Raw genomic sequence first — 26,593 nt, forward strand, 5'->3', positions numbered from 1 at the left:
ATTAGTTTTATATCTTGAAATTTAACAAAATCATAGAATTTATACTGTTTTTTTATGTCAAAAAGTAAAATCCGAAACGACAAAACCTGCCTTAATTGCAGATATGTGGTAGAAAATAAATTCTGTCCTAATTGTGGACAAGAAAATACCGATACCAGAAAGACGTTTCACCACCTCTTTATCCATTTTTTTGAGGATTTAACACATTATGATAATGCTTTTTGGCGCACTATAAAAAATCTTTTATTCAAACCTGCTGCGTTGACTAAAGAATACCTTTCTGGAAAACGACTTTCTTATTTAGCTCCCGTTCGACTTTACATTTTTATCAGCTTTATTACCTTTTTAATAATAGCCCTTTTTCCAAACAATAGTAATACAGCAGAGAAAAATATACAAAAAGAGCCTAGTATTACCACTAGAAATAAATCTTTTCAAAATATTATTTCCAAAAATGATTCAATTAAAAACACCCAAACTGCATCAAACGATGAAGATCAATTATTTAATGTGGGATATGACTCCGTAGCACAATTAGACTCAATCCAACAAAATGCCACTGAAGAAGAAAAACTTTCTGATTTCAACTATTGGATTATTAAAAAAATTCAAACTGTCAAAGAAGAAAACACTCAAGCAGAAATTATTAAAAAATTCATTAGTTCTTTCACGCACAACTTACCCAAAGTTCTTTTCATTTACATGCCGCTTTTTGCTCTTTTTCTTTTGTTATTCCAAAATAAAAAACAATGGTTTTATTTTGATCACGGCATTTTTACCTTACATTATTTCTCTTTCTTATTATTAATCCTATTACTATTGTTCCTGATTAACGAAGGACTATCCTTTTTTCAGAAATCCAATTTTGCTTCATTTCTACAAATAATTATTAATTTTATCGGAATTGGATGGATGGTTTACTATTTTTACCCTGCACATCACTGCTTTTATGGTGAAACAAGATTTATTTCGTTTCTAAAAAGCAGTGTATTATTCTTTATTAATATAGTTCTTATAATTATAATTTTAACACTTTTTGCCCTTTACACCTTTATCAATTTACATTAAAAAAATGAAAAAAATCTCTTTATTAAGTCTGTTCACCATTTTAACCTTAAGTTGTGCCTCACAAAAAAGCAGTTTCGCTCAGGTGGAACCAACAAAATACATGAATACAATTACTGCTGACGAATTAAAAACACATCTTTATATCGTGGCTTCCGATGAAATGGAAGGCCGTGAAACTGGATCTGCAGGACAGAAAAAAGCAGGTGTTTACCTCATCGATCAATACAAGAAAAACGACATAAGCTTCCCAACTGGCGCTTCAGACTTTTACCAAAAAATCCCTGCTGCTTTTCTGAATGCAAAACGCAACGAAAATTTAGCAGACTCCGAAAACGTTTGGGCCTACATTGAAGGATCTGAAAAATCGAATGAAGTGCTTGTAATTTCAGCGCACTACGATCACGTGGGAACAAAAAATGGAGAAATTTATAATGGTGCTGATGATGATGGATCAGGAACTGTTGCTTTACTTGAAATTGCGCAAGCATTCCAAATTGCTAAAAAAGCAGGGCATGGCCCAAAACGCTCTATCCTTTTTCTTCATGTTACCGGCGAAGAACACGGCTTGCACGGTTCCAGATATTACTCTGAAAATCCATTATTTCCCCTAGCAAGCACAATAACCGACATCAATATAGATATGATAGGCCGACGCGATGAAGCCCATGCAACCAGCAATAATTATGTTTATGTTATTGGAGCCAACCGATTGTCATCCGATTTAGACAACATTTGTACCATTGCAAACGCAAAATATACTCAATTGAATTTAGATTACAAATACAACGACCCAAAAGATCCAAACCATTTCTATGAGCGATCTGACCACTACAATTTTGCTAAAAACGGAGTTCCTTCTGTTTTTCTTTTCAATGGCGTACATGCGGACTATCATAAACCAACGGACAGTCCAGACAAAATTGAATATGATGCATTAGCCAAAAGAGCGCAGTTTGCCTTTGTTACCGCTTGGGAACTGGCAAACAGAGAAAACAGACCAGTTGTAGATAAAAAATAGAATGAATATTTGGGCATATCCTCGCTTTCACTGGCGTTACAGCGTGGTCGGGCTATCCATTACAATCTTTATTGTCTCGTTAAAAAACGAGACAATAAAGGATTTCCTTTACTATCCCTTATGCAAACAAAAGACCCATAAAAAAAAGCTTTGAATCACTTCAAAGCTTTTTTTTTGTCACGTATGGATTAGACTCTTTCGTCAAATTCAATTTTGTCTGAACTGTTAATCTTAAATAAGGATTCCTCCAACGGCAGCGAAAAATAAAAAGAAGAACCAATTCCCTCCACACTTTCAACCCATATTTCGCCATCATTCTTTTCTAGAAATCCCTTGACCAATAACAAGCCTATTCCAGCACCTTTGTTATCTTTTCTTGCTTTTGAAAGTGTACTCATTTGAGGCGTAAAAAGTTTTTCTACTACCTCTTTAGACATTCCAATTCCGGAATCCTTTATCTGAATTATTACTTTTTCTGTTTCAATTTTCGCCAAAACGGTAATTTCCCCTCCAGGTAAAGAATGCTTGATGGCATTAGAAATTATATTTTGAAAAACAGAAAGTATCATTTTTCCATCTGCAAAAACACTAGTATCTGCTTCGATTTTATTGCAAAGAGTGATAGAATTCAAAGAGGCTGATTCTCGTAAAGAATCAAAAACCTTTTGTACATAAGTAAAAGGGGTAATTTTTGTTGGAGAAAACACTTCAGATGCATACTTTATTCTAGCCCATTCAACTAAATTGTCTAGCATATTTAACTCATCGACTGCAGTTTTATGAACTAAATCGAGCATTTCTTTTGCTTTCTTGGATTCTAATCGGTCAAAATTTGTTTTCAAATATTCTGCCGTTCCTATAATTCCAGATAATGGACTTCTTAAGTCGTGGGATACAATTGCAAGTACATTTTCTTTGTGTGCATTTAGATCTTCCAGTTCTTTAACATACTTCTTGATGGCATCTTCTGATTTTTTTCGTTCCGTCAGATCGCGCAGAATTTTAACAAATCCCAACCTTTCGCCGTCCACACCAATGAGTGGAAAAACCAAACCGTAAGCATAAAACACTTCTTTGTCCTTACAAATATGCCATCTATTATCTGTAGCTCTCCCCTCTGATAGCGCAGCTTGAATTTCGGTTTGCGGAATACCATCTTTTATATCTTCTTCCGTGAAAATTATATCAAAACTTTCTCCTATAATTTCATCCGATTCATAACCGAAAATTTTTGCAGCTCCAGAACTCCAGCTATTTATTATAAATTCATTATCGAGAGTGAAAATCGAATAATCTTGTAAACTATCAATTATTTGGCTATAAAACTCAGCTGTTGGAATGTATTTCTTTTTAAGAATTTTAGCATTTATTTTCTCGTTTTCCATTGAATTATATAAATAATATTTTAAATTTTGAAAGCTTATTATCAATTGATTTGATTGTCTAGAGCGCTCAAAGATAAACAAAAGAAAATACGATTGCTTTAATACAAAGAATATAAAACCTAACGGGTCAATATAGACTGAAATAGCTATTCTATTAATCTAATGAATCATACAATTCAAAATAATTTAATTGATGTTAACATGATTTTATTCTCTTTTACTAGGTTCAAACCGATAGTGAATGAGCTACAATCTCACGAAACTTTAATCCACAAAAAAAGCCTCTCATTTCTGAGAGGCTTTTACCTTTTTGGGTGGGAGACGGGGCTCGAACCCGCGACCCTCGGTACCACAAACCGATGCTCTAACCAACTGAGCTACAACCACCATACTGCTTAGCGGTGGCAAATATACAACATAAGTTTACTTTTGCAAATAATTTTTTTAAAAATTTACATCTATTTTAGATCAAATCTCCTAAGCTATTGACTGCCAAATATCTTTCTACTGTAAAACCTTCTGCATGTTCTACTCCAGAAAGCCGTCCCAAATCTCTAGAACGGTAATTCAGGCTTTCCAAGAAGTTTTTACTCGTAATTGGAGACTCTGGCTCGTTCGAATTGGCATCATAAAACTGAGAACTGTAAGCCAAGATTGCTGCAATCTTTTTATCTGTAAAACCCGTAATGTCAACCACAAAATCAGGCTCTATATTTTTCCATTGAATGTAATGATATACAATTTTAGGTCTCCAGGCAGTCTGCTTCTCTCCCGCTACTGTGGTTTCTATTTTCATCAATCCAGATAAAAAACAAGCATCTGAAACTAGCTTGCTTCCTTTAGCATGATCAATATGTCGGTCATCAATTGCATTACACAAAACAATTTCAGGCTGGTATTTCCGAATCATTTTTATGATTTCCAATTGATGCTTTTCATCATTGACAAAAAACCCATCTCGCATTTCTAAATTTTCACGTACAGAAACTCCCAAAATTTTTGCAGCAGCATTAGCTTCCTGATCTCTTATGGCAGCAGATCCGCGAGTTCCTAATTCGCCACGGGTTAAATCAATTATTCCCACCGTTTTCCCCAACGAGATTTCTTTTAAAATGGTTCCTGCACAACCCAATTCCACATCATCAGGATGCGCACCAAAAGCCAATATATCTAATTTCATTTTATTTGTTTTTTTTAATATAGAACCTTACTAATTATCTAAATGGAATCTACTACAACACTTGTTTCATTGTAGCAGATTTATTCACGCTTTCCTTCCATTCATTTTCTGGAATGCTATCTTTTGTAATACCACAGCCTACATACAAATGCGCATGAGTGATTGCGCGTTTCGAATCCTCTTTGATTTGCATGCATCGCAAATTCACATACAAATCTGATTTTATTTCTCCAGTACTGAATCCTTCTTTGTTTAATTCACCTAAAAAACCGGTATAATATTCTCGGTCATAACCTTCATTTTCTAAAATAAAATTTTTAGCGACTTCCTTAGGTAATCCACATACGGCAGGCGTTGGATGCAAAACAGAAACAACTTCTTTCAAGCTTGAATGCTCATTAATTACGCCTTCAATGTCTGTTTTAATGTGTGCTAAAGTTCCAGCTTGTGCAGTGTACGGACTAGATACAGCTACTTCTGATGTCAAATCCTTTAAATTATTCAAAATAAAATCAGTAACAAACTGCTGCTCTTCTATTTCCTTTTTTTCCCAAACTACTTCTTTTGAAGGCTGGATTTTTTGCGTACCTGCTAATGACATTGTATAAAAAGTATCTGAATTGGCCTTCAGTAATCGCTCCGGTGAAGCGCCCATCCATAAACCTATTTTGGGATGAAACCAGCAATAGCAAAAAGCAGTGGGATAATTTTGAATTAATTTTTCGAAAATTGAAACTAAATCAAAATTTGACACATTGACAATTTCTTCCCGAGACACTACTACTTTTTTCAAAGTCCCTTTTGCAATAGCGTCAATTCCCTTTTGCACCAGCCCTTCAAAATGTTCTTTGGCTTGAATATCTTTTGAATCTATGAAATCCAAGGCATTATTTTGATCAGAAGAAGGTACCAGTGTTTCCCATTTTACCGATTGATTTCTGGGAATCAATATCATTTGGCTTCCTTGAAAAGGAGCGAAAACAAATCCCGTCTCCTCAAAATTCTCGGCAAAATATAAGTGATCGTTATTTTGAAAAAAACCAATTAATTTGATATTATTTGGTTTCCGATACAATACAAAAGGCAAATTTTGAGCTTTTTGCTGTTTTACTTTTATAAAAAAATCAATCATTTCTACTATTTTAAAATATAAATTCTATTGAAAATAAGGGTTTTATCATCTGCCAGATTTTTGTCAAAACCATTTTAGTACTTTTCCTTACATTTCTTTTTGGCTTTAGTCACAAATAAAATGCTACTATTTATCTCCGCTTTTTCTTTTTGGCAAAATCATATTGGTTAATTTGCAAAGCGAAATTAAAGCATTCTTTTCATCTGTAATTCGTATTTCCCAAAGGTGAATACTTCTTCCTTTATGGACAATCTTAGCGGTTGCCGTTACAATTCCGTCTCGTTTAGCTTTCAAATGATTGGCTGAAATTTCAATTCCGCGCACCTCGCTTAGTTCAGAATTTACATAAAGCATAGAAGCGGCACTGCCTACACTTTCTGCTAAAGCCACCGATGCTCCACCGTGCAATAATCCCATTGGCTGATGTACAGAAGGATTAACGGGCATTGTAGCTACTAAAAAATCTTCTCCTGCGTCAGTATATTCAATACCTAGTGTTTGCATTAAAGTATTTTTAGAAACGTGATTGCAATACTGCAGTATTTTTTCTTTGTCGAATGTCATGTTATTGGCTTTTAAAATGTAAAATTAATTAAAAGATAAGTCACAAAACAGTAAATACAATTGTTATTCTAATTTCGAAAATAGATTTTTCCTATTTTTACAAAAAATATAACGAGATGCGTCCTAGAATAATATTGTTTTTAATTGCAATTGTACTTGCGGTATGTTCCTGTCGCTCTGATTTTGAGACCGTAGCCAGCACCGGTGATTTAGAGTTTTCCAAAGACACAATTTACCTGGACACCGTATTCTCGAATATTGGTTCTAGCACGTACCGACTCAAAGTGTACAATAAAAGTAAGAATGACATTACTATCCCAAGTATTAGTTTAGGCAAAGGATTGAATTCTAAATACCGTATGTCCGTTGACGGAATGCAGGGAACAGAAGGGAAAATTTTTAACAACGTAGACCTTTTAGCCAAAGACAGTTTGTATATTTTTATAGAAACTACCGCTAATATTGCAGATGCAAATCCAACTGATTTTTTATATACGGATCAAATTCAGTTTGACAGTGGCGAAAACCTACAAAATGTAGAACTAGTAACACTGATTCAAGATGCCGTTTTCTTATACCCCAACCGTTTTGCCGATGGAACGACGGAAACACTTCCTATTGGTAACGAAAAAATAGATGGGTTTTATCTGGACGAAAATGATCCTGTGAATGGAAATGAATTGGAATTCAAAAATGACAAACCGTATGTGATTTATGGGTATGCAGCCATTCCTTCGAATAAAACAGCCACTTTTGAAGCCGGAACTAGAGTGCATTTTCATGCTAATTCTGGACTTATTGTAGCCAATAAAGCTTCGATACAAGTCAATGGAGCACTTTCTACAATGGACAAGCTCGAAAACGAAGTTATTTTTGAAGGCGATCGTTTAGAACCTAATTTTTCAAACGTACCAGGACAATGGGGAACGATTTGGCTTACTGACGGCAGCACCAATAACACAATAAAAAACCTCACCATAAAAAATGCGACCATTGGCTTGTTGATTCAAAATAATGATGGCACCACAGTATCAATCAAAAATACACAAATTTACAACTCAGCAAACTATGGAATTTTGGCGCAGACCGCAAATATCAATGCCGAAAACGTAGTCATTAACAATGCTGGACAAGCGAGTTTAGCTTGCACGTATGGAGGAAATTATAAATTCTCTCATTGTACTTTCAACAATAATTGGAATAGTTCACAACAAGTGGCCGTTTTTATTAGCAACAATATTACGGGAGCAATTCCTGAAACGCGAGATCTGACTGCTACTGCTTTTAATAATTGTATCATTTATGGCTCCTATTCAAATGAGATGATTTTGAATAAAAAAAGTGAAGCTACTTTTGAATACCAATTCAACCATTGTCTCATCAAATTTGACAACGTGTCCAACCCATTTACCACCAATCCCAATTATCAATTTACTACTGACACAGCACATTATAATGGTATAATTTTGAATAAAGACCCTAAATTTTTGAGTGTTCCACAGCATAAATTGAACATTGATGCAACTTCTTCCGCTTTCGCAAAAGGGAATTCGGTTTATTTGATTCCCTTAGATATTTTAGGAACTACTAGAACGCTACCCCCTGATTTAGGAGCGTATCAAAGCAAAGCCTTTCCTAAATAGAAAACAGTAATTATTAACTGCATATAAAAAAACACTTCATTTAATTAAACATCTAGTAACATGAATCTGTGATATAAATAGTAGTTTTGACCAAATTCCGATTATAACATAAAAATTCATTTTAAAACCAAATTAAACCAAGAATTAAACTATGAAACAAATCTACTCTTTACTTTTATTATTTATTTTTACAGCTGGTTTTGCACAAGCGCCAGATGGCTACTATGCAAATGCCAGAGGAACAGGTTATACGTTGAAAACTCAATTGTACAATATTATAAAAGACCATACGGTACAAACGTACGCAGGATTATATATTACCTATGAAACGTCAGATATTGATAATTTCTTTGAAAAAGATGGTTCGGTTTTAGACATGTATTCCGAGAATCCAGCGGGAACAGATCCATACACGTACAGCATTGCAACTGAACAGCGATGCGGATCTAGTGGTTACGCTAAAGAGGGAGATTGTTACAATCGAGAACACATTATTCCACAATCTATATTTAGCGAAGCATCACCAATGGTTTCGGATGCGCATTTTATTACTCCTACTGACGGAGAAGTGAACGGAATCCGATCCAATTATCCCCATTCTGTAGTAGCAACTGCAACTCAAACTACTCTTAACGGAAGTAAACTTGGAGCCAGTACAACTGCTGGTTATTCAGGTCTTGTTTTTGAACCCATTGATGAATTCAAAGGGGATATTGCCAGAATGTATTTCTATTTTGCCACTCGTTATGAAAATACAGTTGCCGGATACAATTACCCAATGTTCAATAACTCAACTAATAAAGTATTTACCACAGCATTTCTAAATCAATTGTTGGCTTGGCACAATCAAGATCCAGTAAGTGTTAGAGAAATTACGCGTAACAACGCCATTTATGCACGTCAAAACAACAGAAATCCTTATATTGACAATCCAAGTTATGTAACAGCTGTTTGGACTACAGAACCTACAGATACAGAAGCTCCTACTGCTGCTACAAATTTAGCAGTGACTGACATTACTTCAAATTCAGCAAGATTAACTTGGTCTGCAGCCTCAGACAATATAGCTGTTAAAGGGTATGATATATATGTAAACGGCACTTTTAAATCCACTGAAACTGGATTAACCGCAACTGTTTCTGGTTTATTAGCTTCTACTACTTACAACTTTTATATCATTACGAGAGACGATGAGAGAAACTCATCTGTAGGGAGTGCAACAGTAACAGGAACAACTACTGCTACCCCAGCAGGAGGATCCGTAGCTACAGAGCTATTCTTTTCAGAATATGTTGAAGGAAGCAGTTTTAACAAAGCATTAGAAATTGCCAATTTCACTGGAGCTGCAGTTGACTTGACAGGGTACTCCATTAGAAAACAATCTAATGGTGCTGGAGCATGGAGCGCTGGATTAAGTTTGACTGGAACGCTTAACTCAGGAGCTGTATTCGTTTTAGTTGATCCACAAATTGCCGTTAGTTGTTATACAGCCTCTGGTGCCAACTTATCATCTGCTCAAGAAGCTTTTAACGGTAATGACCCAATGGGCTTGTTTAAAAATGGGATCCTAATCGATATTATTGGAACATTTAGCGGAGGAGCATCAAATTTTGCTGCTGATGAAACGCTAAGAAGAAAACCAAGTATTGTTGCACCAAACACAACTTTCAATAAAGCAACAGAATGGGATCTTTATGCCAAAGATACTTGTAATGGGATTGGAAGTCATTCCTTAGCTACTTTATCCAACGATGATTTTGAGGCTAGTGCTTTTACAATCTATCCAAATCCATCAAACGGTAACTTCAAAATAAATTTCGAAAATCCAAATGAAAACTACAACGTTCAAGTATTTTCAGTTTTAGGTCAAAAAGTTTTTGAAAAAGATTTTACTAACAGCTCGGCTGTTACCGTAAACAATCTACAAAAAGGAGTATACGTGATTAAGATCACAAGCAACACGCAATCTAGTACTAAAAAACTAATTGTGAATTAATTAATAAAACAAATAATATGGGGGAAGCGGCATTTATTGCCGCTTTTTTTAGACCCAAAATACCGAATTTTAACTTCTTAATCTCTTGTCAATAATAGGCTTAGAAAACTAATCCGACTTTAGACCGTAATTTAAATTGCCATTTAAATTGCCATTTTCCAAAAAATATTAGTAAAATATATTTTATTTCAACGCTGCTATTTATGTTAAGAAAATCATAATAAAATTCATAATTCCTTAACAAAAACACAATAAAAGTTATAAATTTGCGCAACTTCAGTAAAATAAAAATTAAAAATAAAGCTTTATTGCCTGAAAGTAACCCCAAATTAACCAAATAAAATTACCCTATGAAAAAAATCTACTCTACATTATTACTTCTTGTTGTAACAGCTGGTATCGCGCAAGTACCAACTGGCTATTACGCCACTTCGACTGGAACTGGCTACACCTTAAAAACACAGTTATACAACATTATAAAAGGCCACAATGATAACGGTTACGCAGGTTTATACACAATTTACCAAACATCAGACAGGGATTATTACTACGAAAATGACGGTACAATTTTAGACATGTATTCTGAAAAACCAACCGCCACAGATCCTTACAATTACTCTGCGGGAACAACTCAAAGATGTGGCACCTATAGCGTAGAAGGCGATTGCTATAACAGAGAACACATTATTCCACAATCGACATTTAATTCTGCTGCACCAATGGTTTCCGATGCGCATTTTATCACCCCTACAGATGGAAAAGTAAACGGGCAGCGTTCTAATTATCCACACGGACCGGTAACATCTGCAACTTGGACTTCTTTGAATGGAAGTAAACTTGGAGCAAGCACAACTTCTGGTTATTCCGGACCTATTTTTGAGCCAATTAGCGAATTCAAAGGGGATATTGCACGGATGTACTTTTATTTTGCAACCCGTTATGAAAATACTGTTGCAGGATATTCTTATGCTATGTTTAATAACTCAAGTAACCAAGTATTTACTACAGCATTTTTAAATTTACTTATTTCTTGGCACAATCAAGATCCAGTTAGCGCGAGAGAAATAGCACGCAACAATGCTATATATGCAATCCAAAAAAATAGAAATCCTTTTATTGACCATCCGGAATATGTACAAGCAATATGGAACCCAACAGGTGATACACAAGTTCCAACTGCTCCAGCTAACCTAGTATCCACTACAAAAACAACGAACTCCATTTCATTAAATTGGTCAGGATCAACGGACAACACTGCTGTAACTGGCTATAATGTTTATATGAACAGCGCTTTAAAAGCAACGGTAACTGGACTTTCCACTACTATTACTGGATTAACAGCTTCAACAACTTACGCTTTCACTGTAAAGGCTAAAGATGCAGCAGGAAATATTTCTGCTTCAAGTAACACTCTGAACGTTACAACAACTGCAAGCGGTTCTACTGCGACTGATTTGTTATTCTCAGAATATATTGAAGGTTCTTCGAATAATAAAGCATTGGAGATTTCAAATGCAACGGGTGCTGCAATTAATTTATCAATTTACAGTATCAAAAAACAAACGAATGGAGCCGGTGCTTGGAGTGCAGGATTAGCATTAACTGGAACGTTAAATAATGTAAGTAAATTTACTATCGTAAACAGTTTAATGGCGTCCGGTTGTTATCCAATAAGCGCTGCAAACATTTCTACATCGGCAACTGAGATGGCTTTTAATGGAAATGATGCTGTAGGTTTATTCAAAAATGGTATCTTAATTGACATCATTGGAACTTTTAATGGCGGAACGGCAAACTTTGCAGCGGATCAAACCCTTCGAAGAAAAGCTACTGTTACTTCTCCTACAACTACTTTCAATAAAACAACCCAATGGGATTCTTACACTTCAGACACGTGTAACAATTTAGGAAGTCGCATCGTTGCAAAAGAGTCGAAACCAGAAACTATTTTAGATATGGATGCAATTGTTATTTATCCAAATCCATCGCATGGAACTTTCTCTGTCAATCATTCGAATAAAATGTATTCTATTGAAATTTATTCTATCATTGGCCAGAAAATTTACAGCGAAGAAAACAGCACCAAATCAGAAATTACGGTGCCGAACATTGCGAAAGGAACATACTTAGTTCGCGTTACTATCGATTCGGATTCAGTCATAAAAAAATTAATAATCAACTAATTCAAAAAGCGGCAAATTTGCCGCTTTTTTTATAGCCAAAATTTAATCTTAATTGTTTAAATTTGCACCGCAATACAACAAACTACACAACAATGATCCATTTCTTTGAAAACCAAAGCAAAACTGTTTTTGCCGTACACATGCAAAACATATCGAGCGCAGACGAGATATCGGCTCAAGACATTTCAAAATTAAACTGGCTTTTTGCCAACTCCAATAAAATAGAAAAATCCGTATTGACGGATTTTTTTGTTGGTCCTCGGGCCACAATGATAACGCCTTGGAGTACCAATGCCGTTGAAATAACCCAAAACATGGGTATCACTGGAATCATTCGAATCGAAGAATTTCACAAAGTGACGGAAGATTTTGCGGATTTTGACCCGATGCTTTCCCAAAAATATACAGAATTAAATCAGGAAATTTTCACTATCCGCGTGCAACCGGAACCTATTCTGAATATTGAAGATATTGATAGCTACAACAAAAAAGAAGGCTTGGCATTAAGTCTTGAGGAAGTAGAATACCTAGATAATTTAGCTATAAAATTAAAAAGAAAACTAACTGATTCTGAGATTTTCGGTTTCTCACAAGCCAATTCAGAACACTGTCGTCATAAAATTTTTAACGGAACATTTGTGATTGATGGCGAAGAAAAGGAAACATCTCTTTTCAAATTAATCAAAAAAACATCTCAAGAAAACCCAAACGATATTGTTTCGGCATACAAAGATAATGTGGCTTTTGTAAAAGGGCCAAGAGTGCAACAATTTGCTCCAAAATCAGCTGATAAAGCTGACTTTTATGAAATAAAAGAATTTGATTCGGTTATTTCGTTAAAAGCAGAAACACATAATTTTCCAACCACCGTTGAGCCGTTCAATGGCGCTGCAACTGGTTCCGGAGGAGAAATTCGCGATCGTTTAGCAGGTGGACAAGGTTCATTACCATTAGCTGGAACTGCAGTTTACATGACTTCGTATTCTCGATTAGAAGATCAAGAAGCTTTTCAAGGCAAACCTTGGGAGCAAGGAATGGAAGAAAGAAAATGGCTGTATCAAACGCCAATGGACATTTTGATCAAAGCTTCAAATGGAGCTTCTGATTTTGGAAACAAATTTGGACAACCACTTATTACAGGTTCTGTTTTAACTTTCGAACATCAAGAAAACAATCGCAAAATTGGATACGATAAAGTAATCATGCAAGCGGGAGGAATTGGATACGGAAAATTAGACCAAGCCATTAAGAAAAAACCACAAGAAGGCGATAAAATCGTTATTCTAGGTGGAGAAAATTATAGAATTGGAATGGGTGGTGCTGCGGTTTCCTCTGCGGATACTGGCGCTTTTGGTTCCGGAATTGAGTTGAATGCGATTCAGCGTTCGAACCCAGAAATGCAAAAACGCGCTGCTAATGCCATTCGTGGTTTGGTAGAAAGTGACCATAACCCAATTGTTTCCATTCACGATCACGGCGCTGGTGGACATTTAAACTGTCTGTCGGAATTAGTGGAAGAAACCGGTGGATTAATCGATTTAGATAAATTGCCTGTAGGCGACCCTACCCTTTCGGCAAAAGAAATCATCGGTAACGAATCTCAAGAAAGAATGGGATTAGTTATTGGTCAAAAAGATATTGCTTTGTTACAAAGAGTGGCGGACAGAGAGCGTTCTCCTATGTACCAAGTAGGTGACGTAACAGGCGACCATCGTTTTACGTTTGAATCTAAATCAACAGGTGCTAAACCGATGGATTATGCTTTGGAAGATTTCTTTGGAAGTTCTCCAAAAACGGTAATGAATGATAAAACAATTGCTTACAATTATCCCGCTTTAGAATATGATGTCAAAAATATTTCTACCTATTTAGAGCAAGTTTTACAACTGGAAGCCGTAGCTTGTAAAGACTGGTTGACCAATAAAGTGGACCGTTGCGTAGGTGGTAAAGTAGCCAAACAACAAACAGCTGGACCCTTACAATTGCCTTTGAACAATTGTGGTGTAATGGCTTTAGATTATCAAGGAATTGAAGGCATCGCGACTTCTATAGGTCACGCTCCTATTTCAGCCTTGATTGATCCTATTGCAGGAAGTAGAAATGCAATTGCCGAATCATTATCAAATATTGTTTGGGCACCAATTAAAGGAGGCTTGGACGGTATTTCCCTTTCGGCTAACTGGATGTGGGCTTGTAAAAATGAAGGTGAAGATGCTCGTTTGTATGCAGCTGTAGAGGGTTGTTCGGACTTTGCAATACAATTGGGAATCAATATTCCGACGGGAAAAGATTCACTTTCGATGAAACAAAAATATCCAAATGACGAAGTAATTGCACCGGGAACGGTAATTATTTCGGCAGGTGGGAACTGTATCGATATTAGAAAAGTAGTAGAGCCCGTTCTTCAAAAAGACGGCGGTTCTATTTATTATATCAATTTATCGCAAGACGATTTCAAATTAGGAGGTTCTTCCTTTGCACAAACCTTGAACGCTATAGGAAATGAAACACCAACAATCAAAGATTCGGCTTTCTTTAAAAATGCATTCAACACCATCCAAGAGTTAATTTTAGAAAATCAAATTCTTGCAGGACATGATGTAGGAAGTGGTGGTTTGATTACTACATTATTGGAAATGTGTTTTGCCGATGTGAATTTAGGTGCAAAAATAGATTGCTCTGTTTTTGAAGAAAAAGATAGTGTTAAATATTTATTTGCTGAGAATATCGGAATCGTTTTCCAAGCGAAAGCTGATTCTACTATTGAAGCTAAATTAAACGCTAATGGAGTTGCTTTCTACAAATTAGGAAATGCTACAACCAATGCTACTCTGGATCTTGGATCTTACCAATTGGATATAGTAAAATACAGAGATATTTGGTTTAAAACTTCCTTTTTATTAGACCAAAAACAATCTAAAAACGGAATGGCTCAAGAGCGTTTCGATAACTATAAAAACCAACCATTACAGTTTACATTCCCTAAACACTTTACTGGTAAGTTACCTGTCACTTCGAGCGCAGTCGAGAAGCCTAAAGCAGCTATTATTCGTGAAAAAGGAAGTAATTCTGAGCGTGAAATGGCAAATGCAATGTACTTGGCTGGTTTTGATGTCAAAGACATTCACATGACTGATTTGATTTCAGGACGTGAAAACTTAGAAGACATTCAATTCATTGGAGCTGTGGGAGGATTCTCTAACTCTGATGTTTTAGGTTCAGCTAAAGGTTGGGCTGGAGCCTTCAAGTACAATGAAAAAGCAAATACTGCCTTGAAAAACTTTTTCAAAAGAGAAGACACTTTATCTGTGGGGATTTGTAACGGCTGTCAATTGTTTGTGGAATTAGAATTAATCCATTCAGAACACGAGCAAATGCCAAAAATGTTGCACAACGATAGTAACAAACACGAAAGTATATTTACCTCCGTAACAGTACAAGAAAACAAATCAGTGATGTTATCTAGCTTAGCTGGATCGACATTAGGCGTTTGGGTTTCGCATGGTGAAGGTAAATTTGAATTACCATTAGGCGAAGAACAGTACAATATAGTAGCGAAATATGCTTACGAAGGCTATCCAGCAAATCCGAATGGATCTCACTATGATGTAGCAATGCTTTGCGATGTAACAGGCCGTCATTTAGTGATGATGCCACACATTGAGCGTTCTACTTTTCAATGGAATTGGGCACATTATCCAAAGGATAGAAACGACGAAGTTTCACCTTGGCATGAAGCTTTTGTCAATGCTAAGAAATGGATTGATCAGAAATAATTTTTTATTAAAATACCAAAAGCGCTCTCTTTCGAGAGCGCTTTTTTTGTGGGATACTATTTAAATATTTAATGCGAGATAAACAATCTCACATTGAAAAACAGGAAACGCATATATGTTTTGAAAAGGATCTGTTGTATTTTGCAACACTAGGCGTTCAGTATAGCAATTGTGTTTCGGGAAATTTGGAAAAAAGTCCGAAGCAGTCCTGTAATTCAAAATGGACAACCATAAAACCGCACTAAATCAGACCGTCAATGTATCAACAATCGCGGAAACAGGTCGGATTGCAATCGTGTTTTCAATGGTAGGACCAGCCACCCAAACTGTTTTGTAAGTCACTTCGGTAGCTGCTTTGCTAACGGCATTTGATCCCAAAAGATAACGAATCATTTTTACCCATTTTTTCAGACTTTTATTCTTGCTCAAAGTTCTTTCAATCCAAGATTGCTTCGTTCCTACTTTTTGAACGTAAGGTGTTTTGATCACTGTGCAAGGCGTACCAGATATTTTCTCAGTTAGAACAATATCTTTAGCACCATAATCGACGCAAGCTTGTTTGTACTCTTCAGAAACGCCTGATTCGATTGAGGCTATAAATGGACTACCCACAGATACGCCAACGGCACCATAACCTAACATTGTATCTAAATCCGCTTTAGTACTCACGCCACCTGCAGAAATAACGGGCAATGTTGTGTTCACATTCAACTCTTTTATTAAATCTTCTGGCGAATGATCCCCTCTATGTCCTCCAGCCAAATTATTGACTGCAATCAGAGCATCGGCACCTAAACTTTCAACTTTTTTGGCGAAAGCCAAATCGGTAACGTCACAAAAAACTTTTATTCCTACTTTATGGGCGGCATTAATAGTTTCTTCGGGTGATCCTAAAGAAGTGATAATAAAATCTACTTTCTCGGCGCATAAAACAGCTAATTGATCTTTGTATTTTATATTTGATTTATTGACAATCAAATTATATCCAAAACTTCCTCCGGGAACTTTAGCAGCTCTAAGCTCCAGAATTGAAGCGCGTAATTCCTCTAAAGTTCTGTAGTTTAAGGCTGGTATGCAACCTGCCACACCTACTTTCATGCCTTCAATTACCATTTTAGTATTCGAAACCAAAAACATAGGCGCCATTATCAGCGGTCTATCGATGTTTAAAAGAGAGGTTAACGTGGGCTTTATCATTACATTAAGTTTTAATTGAAACAAATATAAGTAAACATACTATGCACGCCTACTATTTATAATGATATCATTCCAATGACGGACATACTAGTGCACAAAAATGAAATAGGTCTTGTTTTAAAAAAGGATTCGAAGCTATTTTATACTAGTAAAAACACTTAATAATTCTCATACCAATTGAATTTTTCTTTAACTATATTATCCTTTTCTTTATGCATATAATCCAAGAGCGCAGCAGCAACTGGACCATGTTTTTTTCCTTTCAGCCATATTAAACTCCAGGTTGTTTTAATTGGCAACCCTTTAAAAGGAATAATTTGCAGTTCCTGATTGGATAACTCATTTTTGATTCCAATTAAAGGCATAATAGAACATCCTAATCCTGCGATCACCGCTTGCTTGACTGCTTCATTAGAAGTAAGTTCCATTTTTTTTTGAATAATAACAGCATTTCGCTCGATAAAACGTTCCATTGTTTGGCGCGTGCCAGACCCTTTTTCCCTGTAAATTAGCGGAATTTCTTTGAATATCTCATTTAGATCTGTAGCGTCTTTAAAGTCTGTTTTAGAGTCACTGACCAAATATAATTTATTTTGAAGCAAATCTAATTTTTCAATATTTAAGGTCGTAGGTAAAACGGACACTAGGGCAAAATCCACTTCGTTTTTTTCCAAACTACTAATTACTCCACTTTTATTGGTTACGTCCATTTGCAATTCGATGCCGGAATGTTCTTTAATAAAATCTGCTAGGAAGAACGGCATAATATATTTACCTGTCGAAACAATAGAAATTTTTAATCGTCCAGTTAATTGCCCCTTGTACGCCATCGTTTTAAAATTAATGGCCTCGACTTGATTTATTATTTTTTCTGCTACCTCAGCAATTTCGTTTCCAAAATCGGTAACATACAATCTTCTACCTACCACTTCGGTTAAGGGAATGTCAAATTGATCTTGAAAATTTTTGAGTTGAATAGATACCGCAGGTTGAGTTAGGTGCAACTCTTCGGACGCTTTTGTGACACTCTGCGTTTTGACAACCTTTAAAAATATCTGAAGCTGATGTAAAGTATAATTCATAAATTTATTTAATGATTACTATTGCAAATATAAATAAAAATTTATAAATAAAAACACTGAAATTTGCTGTTATATAAGTACCACCTCTTTTAGTAAACAAAACAGAGTTTAAGTACGAGTATTTATGAAATGAAAAAACAAGAAAATGATAAAACAGGAATTGCCGCACACAGTCGTGCGCTTGGAATTTGCTCTATACCATTTACTTTTCTAATATTTTGAATTAGTAACCAAATAATAGGATATTAAAGATGCATATAGATGCTTATGACATTCGCTTAACTTTTTGAGAAATTAGAAGTTAAGCGAAGTAATTCCACTTCAAAAAGCATAACAATCTTAAAAATTACAAATCATAAAATAAAAATAGTAGTACTGCTAATTCCACATAAAAAATGAGACTAACAAAACCAACTTTTAAAATAATCCTCTGGACTGCTGTTTTAATTTCAGCTTTAGTAATCACCATACTAATTGACGACTTACTATCTACGCAATTTTCCCAATCAAAAATTATTATTGCCCTGTAATTTTATTATCAATTCTATCCTTTAACAACAAATAAATCCCACGATAAAACATGAAACTAACACGATCTTTTTTGACGCTAATGCTCTGGACTGCGATTTTAATTATAGCTATACTGAGCACAATTCAGCTTGACGATTTAATATTAAGCGAATTATCTTACGCAGTAATTTTAATTGCACTATTAAACCTTATTCGCTTACCAACCTGTAACACTATCAAACCAATTTTCACAAATGGAAAAAATACAAAAAATTCAATTGACTAAAGGGCCATTCACAAGTGAAGAAGCCAAAGAAGTTTTATTCAATCTGATAAACACAAAAATTAATTTTCATAATCTTAAAAACTTTAGTTCTGATATACGATCAGGTAAAGCTGACGAAGCGGGTTTAAAAAGAGTAATAGAACTAACGGAAGCAAAAACAACTATTGATCAGATTATAAGTTACGCTAATAAAGAAAATCTAAAAATAAAAATAGATACTGATATCATGATTACAATTGAATAACACATGTTCGCAGAAAGAAAGTTACTCATTGCCACTAAGCACGAGAAAGAAAAAGTAATAGCTCCCCTTTTTGAAAAAGAACTAGGCGTCCACTGTTTTGTTATTCCAGAATTTGATTCGGATGTACTTGGAACATTCACCGGCGAAATAGAACGCAAGGACGATCCAATTACAACACTTAAAAATAAATGTTTAATGGCCTTAGCTCTCACAGATTGCGACATGGTAATCGCTAGCGAAGGTTCCTTTGGACCTCATCCCTCCCTTTTTTTTGCTCACGCCAATGATGAAATAGTACTACTCCTTGATAAAAAAAATAATATAGAAATTATCGCCCGAGAATTGAGTCTAGAAACGAACTTTAATGGTGCTGAGATTAAAAATGAGTTACAATTAAGGGAATTTGCTGAAAAAGTAAATTTTCCTTCTCATGGTTTAATTGTAAAAAAAACAAAGGATGATTGTACTGAAGTTGAAAAAGGAATTTCAGATTGGGACACCCTGAACATCATTTTTAAAAAATTCATACAGCAATTTGGCATGGCCTACGTTGAAACGGACATGCGGGCAATGTATAACCCAACCCGAATGAAAGTGATTGAGAAGGCTACCAAAAAACTCATCACAAAAATACAATCTTGTTGTCCAGAGTGCCTTACACCAGGATTTGGAATTACCGATGCTAAACCAGGTTTACCCTGCAATTTATGCCACGGTCCCACTCGATCAACTTTAAGCTACATTTACACCTGTCAGAAATGCTCTTTTACCAAAGAAGACAAATTTCCAAATAAAAAATTAACTGAAGATCCCATGTATTGTGATTTTTGCAACCCTTAACAAATTATGATTAGTAATGCTATTGAACTCGCTGTAGAACTTTTAAAAAAGGAGGATATCATTGGTTTTCCCACAGAAACGGTTTACGGTTTAGCAGGAAATATTTATAGTGAGAAAGCAATTGATACCATTTATCGCACTAAGCAAAGACCGTCGTTTAATCCTTTGATTGTACACATTAAACAAATAGAGGATTTAAATAAAGTAGCCATAGAAATACCGGAATCTGCTAAAATTTTGGCCAAACTATTTTGGCCTGGACCACTAACCCTTTTACTAAAAAAGCATGCTTCGGTCCCAGATCGCATAACTGCTGGAAAACCAACAGTTGCCGTTAGAATCCCAAATCATCCTGTAGCATTATCCCTTTTGCACCAACTCGATTTTCCTTTGGCAGCACCTAGCGCAAACCCATTTAGTTCTATTAGTCCAACTTCAGCGGAGCATGTTGAGAACTATTTTGGAGACAAACTGCCGATGGTTTTAGATGGCGGTGTATGTAAAGCGGGAATAGAGTCAACCATTGTTGGCTTTCATGACGATCAAATAATTATTTATCGTTTGGGAGCCATCTCAAAAGAAGAAATTGAAAAAATTGTAGGACCAGTATCTCTTTTGAATAAAGACGAAAACGCTCCTGAAGCACCTGGTATGTTGTCAAGACATTATGCTCCAAAATCGACTTTATTTTTAACAACCAATGTTTTAGAAAAGGTTAAGTTGTTTCCAAATAAAAAAATTGGATTATTGCTATTTAAACAACCGGAAAAAGAGCAAGACGTTGCATGCCAAATTATTCTTTCTCCTTCTGGCAATTTACAAGAAGCAACTTCAAAATTATATGCTTCACTACATGAATTAGACAGCATGCAAATCGACATTATCCTTGCCGAACGCTTCCCTGATAATGGCCTAGGAAGAACAATTAATGATCGATTGGAAAGAGCTTCCAAAAACAGATAACCAATGAGGATTTTAATCAAAAATGCGACCGTAGTCAATGAAGGTCTAATGAAAATTACTGATGTTTTAATTGTTGGAGAGCGTATCGAAACCATATCAAATAACATTACAGATAATGAAGCACATATCATAGAAGCAGAAGGTTTGTATCTTTTGCCAGGTATCATTGATGATCAAGTTCATTTTAGAGAACCGGGGCTTACCAGCAAAGCAACGATTTACTCAGAATCTAAAGCAGCTGCAGCGGGCGGCATTACCTCTTATATGGAAATGCCAAACACGATACCAAATACTTTAACCCAACAATTACTTGAAGATAAATACACTATTGCTTCTCAGACTTCCTTAGTCAACTATTCCTTTTTTATGGGAATTAATAAAGACAATTTAGAAGAAGCCCTGAAAACGAACACTGAAAATGTCTGCGGTATTACTGATGATGGACTTTATTTTAATAATGATGAAGGCATTTTGGCAAATTATCCCGATTTTTTAGAAAAACTCTTTTCAAGATCAGAGACACTTATTGCCCTGCATAGTGAAGATGACGCGATCATCAAAAGAAATACAGAATGGTACCGGAAACAATATGGTGCAGACATTCCTTTTGATTGTCATCCCAAAATAAGAAGCGAGGAAGCGTGTGTGACCGCTACAAAACGAGTATTGCAAATTGCCCGAAAACACAACAATAGGCTGCACTTCTTTCATATTTCTACTTTGGCAGAAGCCAATTTCTTTGACAATACAACCCCAATAAGTGAGAAGCGAATCACAGCGGAGGCCTGCATTCATCATCTTTGGTTTTCAGATCAAGATTATCAAAAATTAGGTTCTAAAATAAAATGGAATCCCGCTATAAAAACAGAACAAGACAAAAATGGTCTTTTACAATCGCTATTAGAAAATAGGTTAGACATCATTGCAACCGATCATGCACCTCATACTCTCAAAGAAAAGTCAGGCACCTATTTTGAGGCTATGTCTGGAGGACCATTAGTGCAACACGCTTTGCCTGTAATGCTTGAATTGTTTCATCAAGGAAAGATTAGCTTGGAAAAAATTGTAGAAAAAATGTGCCACAATGTTGCTCTTATTTATAAAATTAAAGAAAGAGGATACATTCGCGAGGGCTATTTTGCTGATTTAGTTCTAGTAGACATCAATAAACCTTGGACAGTAACTCCCAATAATATTCTTTACAAATGCAAGTGGTCGCCTTTTGAAGATCAAGCATTTAAAAGTAAAATTATAAAAACAATAGTCAACGGAACAATTGTATTTAATAATGGAGCCTTTAATGAATCGAAAACTGGAATGAGATTAAAATTTTCTAAAATCAGATAGCGTTTTAAATATCTAAGTAGAATTAAACCCATAAAAATTAAAAGTAGTAACAAAATCCAACGAATCAAAAAATATGAACCTTAATTTATTAATTGAAAATCTAACAAATCCAGCATTACTCTTTTTTGTACTCGGAATCATAGCAGTATATTTAAAAAGCGATTTGGAAATACCTCCCAATTCCTCTAAATTTATTTCTCTTTACCTACTTTTTTCCATAGGGTTTAAAGGGGGTCAAGAATTGTCACATGAAGTATTCACGAGCGAAATTGTTTGGTCCATGCTGTTTGGAATTTTTATCTCCTCCACAATCCCGCTATACACTTTTTTTATTCTTAAACGAAAATTGAGTGTCTTTGATTCTGGTGCTATTGCTGCAGCTTATGGCTCCGTTAGTGCGGTAACTTTTGTCACGGCAGTTTCGTTTTTGGAGTCCCAGCAGCTAACGCTTCATGGTCACATGGTTGCCATTATGGCTTTAATGGAATCCCCTGCCATCATTATAGGGCTCGTTTTAATATCTTTTTTTAATAAAGATAAAACAACTACAATCGAAAAAAGTACCGTCATCAAACATTCTTTAACAAACGGAAGTGTGCTGCTTATCCTTGGTAGTTTGGTAATTGGTTTCCTGGCTAGCGAAAAACAAGCCCAAGGAATTGAACCCTTTACTAATGATCTATTTAAAGGATTTCTGGCTATATTTCTATTAGATATGGGAATAACGAGTGGTCGAAAACTCAAATCATTCTTTTCCTTTGGATGGTTCCCTTTCCTTTTTGCGATTCTGATTCCTTTATTCAATGGCTGCCTATTTGCCGTACTAAGTTCGTTTGTGACAACGGACATAACCAATCGCTTTATTTTTGCAGTACTTGCCGCAAGTGCCTCGTATATTGCTGTTCCCGCCGCAATGAAAATTACTGTTCCTAAAGCAAACCCTGGACTCTTTTTACCTATGGCCTTGGCGGTAACTTTTCCAATAAATATCACGATCGGATTGCCTTTGTATTTTCTTGTCGTCCAAAATTTTTAAACCATTTATAGTACTATTACTGTTCAAGTTATGATGTTTTACTAATTTTAGAATACGAAACGTTTTTACATTTAAAATCAACTCATTACGCCTAAAACTAAGAAAACGATTTCGTTGATTTTCAATAATCCATGAAAGTTTTGCGATATAAATTCTGATTTACTAAATTTATCCTTATTTTTTTTTTAATTTGCATCTAAATCCAATATTTTTATAATGACAAATATCACTCGCCTCTTTGATTTCCCTTATTATCAGCAAGAAAAGTACAATTCTATTCCAGATGCTTTAGTAAGCAAGCAGAATGGTGAATGGATAAAAACATCTACACAAGAATATATTGCCAAAGCCAATGCGGTATCGCGAGCACTATTAAGAATGGGAGTGCAAAAGGATGATAAAATTGCAATCATCTCCTCTAATAATAGAACGGAATGGAATATTATGGATATTGGCGTTTTGCAAATAGGAGCCCAAAACGTTCCTATTTATCCAACAATTTCTGAAGAAGATTATGAGTATATCCTTAATCATTCCGAAGCTGTTTATTGCTTCGTGTCAGATGCGGAAGTACTTCGAAAAGTAAATTTGATTAAGGACAAAGTGCCTTCTCTAAAAGATGTCTACTCATTCAATGAAATTGAAGGGTGTAAAAACTGGAATGATTTATTGATTCTAGGCGTTGATACCGGAAATCAAGATACTGTTGAAGAGCGAAAAAATAATGTAAAAACCGAAGATTTAGCAACGATTATCTATACCTCTGGAACTACAGGTAGGCCCAAAGGAGTCATGCTTTCTCATAAAAATATTGTATCAAATGTTTTGAATAGTGCGACTAGAATTCCATTTGAAGCAGGGAGAAGTCGAGCTTTGAGTTTCCTTCCTATTTGTCATATTTTTGAGAGAATGATTTTATACTTATACCAATATTATGGCGTTTCAGTATACTTTGGAGAATCAATTGACAAGATTAGCGATAATTTAAAAGAAGTAAAACCAACAGTTATCACGGCAGTTCCTAGGCTTTTGGAAAAAGTGTACGATAAAATTTATGCTAAAGGAGGTGAATTAACTGGCATCAAGAAGAAACTCTTCTTTTGGGCGATTGACTTAGGTTTAATCTATGAGCCGTATGGTAAAAATGGGTTGTGGTATGAGTTCCAACTCAAAATTGCACGAAAACTGATTTTTAGTAAATGGAAAGAAGGCTTGGGTGGAAACCTTGATTTAATGGTTTCTGGAAGCGCGGCATTACAACCCAGATTAGCACGTATTTTTGCTGCGGCTGAAATCCCAGTTATGGAAGGATATGGTTTGACCGAAACTTCTCCCGTAATCTCCGTTAACGATCTAAGAAATCATGGTTTTAGAGTAGGAACAGTTGGGAAAGTTATTGATAATGTAGAAGTCTTAATAGCGGAAGATGGTGAAATTCTTTGTAAAGGTCCAAACGTTATGATGGGCTATTTTAAAGATGAAAAATTAACTAATGAAGTCATTACAGATGGTTATTTTCACACGGGAGACATCGGAATATTTGACCAAGATGGTTTTTTAAAAATCACGGATCGCAAAAAAGAAATGTTCAAAACTTCTGGAGGAAAATATATTGCGCCACAACTAATTGAAAATACAATGAAGCAATCTCGTTTTATTGAACAAATCATGGTGATTGGTGATGGACAAAAAATGCCCGCTGCATTTATTCAACCTAGTTTTGATTTTATCAAAGAATGGGCTGTTATTCACGGAATCAATATTGGAAAAAGCAATGAAGAAATAATTGTAAACGAAAAAGTAATTGAGCGCATCCAACTTGAAGTGGATAAGTTGAATGAAAAGTTTGGGAATTGGGAAAAAATAAAACGTTTTGAACTGACTCCAGATTTATGGTCTATAGAAGGCGGACAATTGACTCCAACACTAAAATTGAAACGAAAAATTGTAATGGAGAAATACATCGATTTGTTCCACAAAATATACAACTAGGACACATAAAATCGTTCTGTTATGAAACTAAAAGTCCTACTTTTCGCCGCAATAAGCATGCTGTTCCTGTCTAATTGTCAGCAAAAGCCAAAGGACGATTCTATAAAAGCAAATTATTTAGATTTCTCCAAACGGGACGACCAACTCACAGGTGGAATTAAAATGATCCCGATAAAAACACCAAAAGGGACTTTTAAGGTTTGGACGAAAACTGTGGGTAATAATCCAAAAATAAAAGTGCTGCTTTTACACGGCGGTCCTGGATTGACTCATGAATTATACGAAGCTTTCGACGGCTATTTTCCTAACGAAAGCATTGAATACATTTATTACGACCAACTCGGTTCATATTACAGCGATCAACCTGATGACAACAGTTTGTGGACTAACGCACGTTTTGTAGAGGAAGTTGAGCAAGTACGCATCACATTAGGATTAGACAGTTCTAATTTTTACCTAATGGGACAATCTTGGGGCGGCATTCTAGCTATGGAATACGCGTTGAAATACCAAAAAAATTTGAAAGGCTTGATTATCTCGAATATGATGGCGAGTGCTCCAGAATATAATGCGTACGCCAAAAATGTTCTAGCTCCACAAATGGATCCTAAAATCCTAAAACAATTACAGGATATGGAGAAAAACAATGATTTTGATAATCCAAAATACAGCGAATTACTCTTTGAATACTATTACACCGAACATGTTTTGAGAATGCCACAAGCGCAATGGACTGAATCCATAACCCGATGTTTCAAGCACATTAATCCAAATGTATATGTGTATATGCAGGGCCATAGTGAATTTGGCATTACTGGAAATGCGACTCTTAAAAATTGGGATGTCAAAGCGAGATTAAAAACACTTACTGTACCTACGTTGAGTATTGGTTCTAAATACGACACCATGGATCCCGAACACATGAAATGGATTGCCAATGAAGTCCAAAACGGACGTTTCTTGTTCTGCCCTAACGGAAGTCATCTTTCTCAATACGATGATCCAAAAACCTATTTCCCAGGAGTTATTAAATTCTTGAAAGATGTGGATAATGGGGAGTTTAAGAAATCTTAAAAGACTATTTTAAATTGAAAACCATGAATAGCCTTCATGGTTTTCTTATTTAAATGCTTGGATAACAGTTATAAGAG

Annotated in this window: 19 protein-coding genes and 1 tRNA gene; 13 read left to right on the forward strand and 7 right to left on the reverse strand. The window is 35.4% G+C overall.

Translation table 11 applies throughout. The features are described from left to right. Nucleotides 1-54 precede the first annotated feature (54 nt). Both IWX83_RS06790 and IWX83_RS06795 read left to right on the forward strand, forming a co-directional pair. On the forward strand, nt 55-1,068 hold the full coding sequence (locus tag IWX83_RS06790; RefSeq protein WP_196828557.1) for a DUF3667 domain-containing protein: 1,014 nt from the start codon (nt 55-57) through the stop codon (nt 1,066-1,068). A 4-nt stretch (nt 1,069-1,072) separates the two neighbouring features. After that, a complete protein-coding gene (locus IWX83_RS06795; RefSeq protein WP_073353400.1) occupies nt 1,073-2,086 on the forward strand; it encodes a M28 family metallopeptidase in 1,014 nt (337 codons plus the stop codon). A gap of 188 nt (nt 2,087-2,274) precedes the next feature. Here the strand turns inward: IWX83_RS06795 and IWX83_RS06800 are convergent, their stop codons facing one another. The 5 genes from IWX83_RS06800 to IWX83_RS06820 all read right to left on the reverse strand — a co-directional run bounded on the left by IWX83_RS06800 (nt 2,275) and on the right by IWX83_RS06820 (nt 6,347). Continuing rightward, nucleotides 2,275-3,471, reverse strand: a complete 1,197-nt coding sequence (locus tag IWX83_RS06800) for a PAS domain-containing sensor histidine kinase (protein WP_196828559.1) — start codon at nt 3,469-3,471, stop codon at nt 2,275-2,277. 312 nt (nt 3,472-3,783) lie between these two features. Further along, nucleotides 3,784-3,859 (reverse strand) — tRNA-His (locus IWX83_RS06805). Between the two features lie 75 nt (nt 3,860-3,934). Beyond that, the gene (gene bshB1, locus IWX83_RS06810; RefSeq protein WP_196828561.1) at nt 3,935-4,651 is read right to left on the reverse strand and encodes a bacillithiol biosynthesis deacetylase BshB1; all 717 of its coding nucleotides are present in this window, start codon (nt 4,649-4,651) and stop codon (nt 3,935-3,937) included. Between the two features lie 52 nt (nt 4,652-4,703). Beyond that, complete coding sequence (locus tag IWX83_RS06815) at nt 4,704-5,783, reverse strand: isochorismate synthase (protein WP_196828563.1); 1,080 nt, start codon at nt 5,781-5,783, stop codon at nt 4,704-4,706. Between the two features lie 126 nt (nt 5,784-5,909). Next, entirely contained in the window at nt 5,910-6,347 is a 438-nt protein-coding gene (locus tag IWX83_RS06820) for a PaaI family thioesterase (RefSeq protein WP_196828565.1), read from the reverse strand. A gap of 116 nt (nt 6,348-6,463) precedes the next feature. On the opposite strand from IWX83_RS06820, the gene IWX83_RS06825 reads away from it, so the two are divergent. From IWX83_RS06825 to purL, 4 genes are all read left to right on the forward strand, one after another. Beyond that, complete coding sequence (locus IWX83_RS06825) at nt 6,464-7,990, forward strand: right-handed parallel beta-helix repeat-containing protein (protein ID WP_196828567.1); 1,527 nt, start codon at nt 6,464-6,466, stop codon at nt 7,988-7,990. A 151-nt stretch (nt 7,991-8,141) separates the two neighbouring features. Then, nucleotides 8,142-9,986 (forward strand): endonuclease, encoded by a 1,845-nt coding sequence (locus tag IWX83_RS06830; RefSeq protein WP_196828569.1) that lies wholly within the window; start codon nt 8,142-8,144, stop codon nt 9,984-9,986. 350 nt (nt 9,987-10,336) lie between these two features. Continuing rightward, complete coding sequence (locus tag IWX83_RS06835; protein WP_196828571.1) at nt 10,337-12,169, forward strand: endonuclease; 1,833 nt, start codon at nt 10,337-10,339, stop codon at nt 12,167-12,169. A 92-nt stretch (nt 12,170-12,261) separates the two neighbouring features. Continuing rightward, nucleotides 12,262-15,945, forward strand: a complete 3,684-nt coding sequence (gene purL / locus IWX83_RS06840) for a phosphoribosylformylglycinamidine synthase (protein ID WP_196828573.1) — start codon at nt 12,262-12,264, stop codon at nt 15,943-15,945. Nucleotides 15,946-16,191: 246 nt separating this feature from the next. On the opposite strand, the gene IWX83_RS06845 is transcribed toward purL, so the two are convergent. After that, entirely contained in the window at nt 16,192-17,142 is a 951-nt protein-coding gene (locus IWX83_RS06845) for a nitronate monooxygenase family protein (protein ID WP_073353387.1), read from the reverse strand. A gap of 158 nt (nt 17,143-17,300) precedes the next feature. Beyond that, complete coding sequence (locus IWX83_RS06850) at nt 17,301-18,224, reverse strand: LysR family transcriptional regulator (RefSeq protein ID WP_196828575.1); 924 nt, start codon at nt 18,222-18,224, stop codon at nt 17,301-17,303. Nucleotides 18,225-18,988: 764 nt separating this feature from the next. On the opposite strand from IWX83_RS06850, the gene IWX83_RS06855 reads away from it, so the two are divergent. From IWX83_RS06855 to IWX83_RS06885, 7 genes are all read left to right on the forward strand, one after another. Continuing rightward, on the forward strand, nt 18,989-19,264 hold the full coding sequence (locus tag IWX83_RS06855; RefSeq protein WP_196828577.1) for a hypothetical protein: 276 nt from the start codon (nt 18,989-18,991) through the stop codon (nt 19,262-19,264). 3 nt (nt 19,265-19,267) lie between these two features. After that, nucleotides 19,268-20,104 carry a DUF6671 family protein gene (locus tag IWX83_RS06860; RefSeq protein ID WP_196828579.1) on the forward strand — a complete coding sequence of 279 codons (837 nt, stop codon included), beginning with the start codon at nt 19,268-19,270 and terminating at the stop codon, nt 20,102-20,104. Between the two features lie 6 nt (nt 20,105-20,110). Beyond that, on the forward strand, nt 20,111-21,067 hold the full coding sequence (locus IWX83_RS06865) for an L-threonylcarbamoyladenylate synthase (RefSeq protein ID WP_196828581.1): 957 nt from the start codon (nt 20,111-20,113) through the stop codon (nt 21,065-21,067). A 3-nt stretch (nt 21,068-21,070) separates the two neighbouring features. Further along, complete coding sequence (locus IWX83_RS06870) at nt 21,071-22,414, forward strand: dihydroorotase (protein WP_196828583.1); 1,344 nt, start codon at nt 21,071-21,073, stop codon at nt 22,412-22,414. A gap of 73 nt (nt 22,415-22,487) precedes the next feature. Further along, nucleotides 22,488-23,450, forward strand: coding sequence for a sodium-dependent bicarbonate transport family permease (locus IWX83_RS06875; RefSeq protein WP_196828585.1), 963 nt, complete (start codon nt 22,488-22,490; stop codon nt 23,448-23,450). 216 nt (nt 23,451-23,666) lie between these two features. Next, a complete protein-coding gene (locus IWX83_RS06880) occupies nt 23,667-25,442 on the forward strand; it encodes a long-chain fatty acid--CoA ligase (RefSeq protein ID WP_073353373.1) in 1,776 nt (591 codons plus the stop codon). A gap of 21 nt (nt 25,443-25,463) precedes the next feature. Further along, a complete protein-coding gene (locus IWX83_RS06885; protein WP_196828587.1) occupies nt 25,464-26,516 on the forward strand; it encodes a proline iminopeptidase-family hydrolase in 1,053 nt (350 codons plus the stop codon). Nucleotides 26,517-26,593: the final 77 nt, after the last annotated feature.

This window comes from Flavobacterium sp. CG_9.1 (genome assembly GCF_015751645.1).
Lineage (GTDB): Bacteria > Bacteroidota > Bacteroidia > Flavobacteriales > Flavobacteriaceae > Flavobacterium > Flavobacterium xanthum.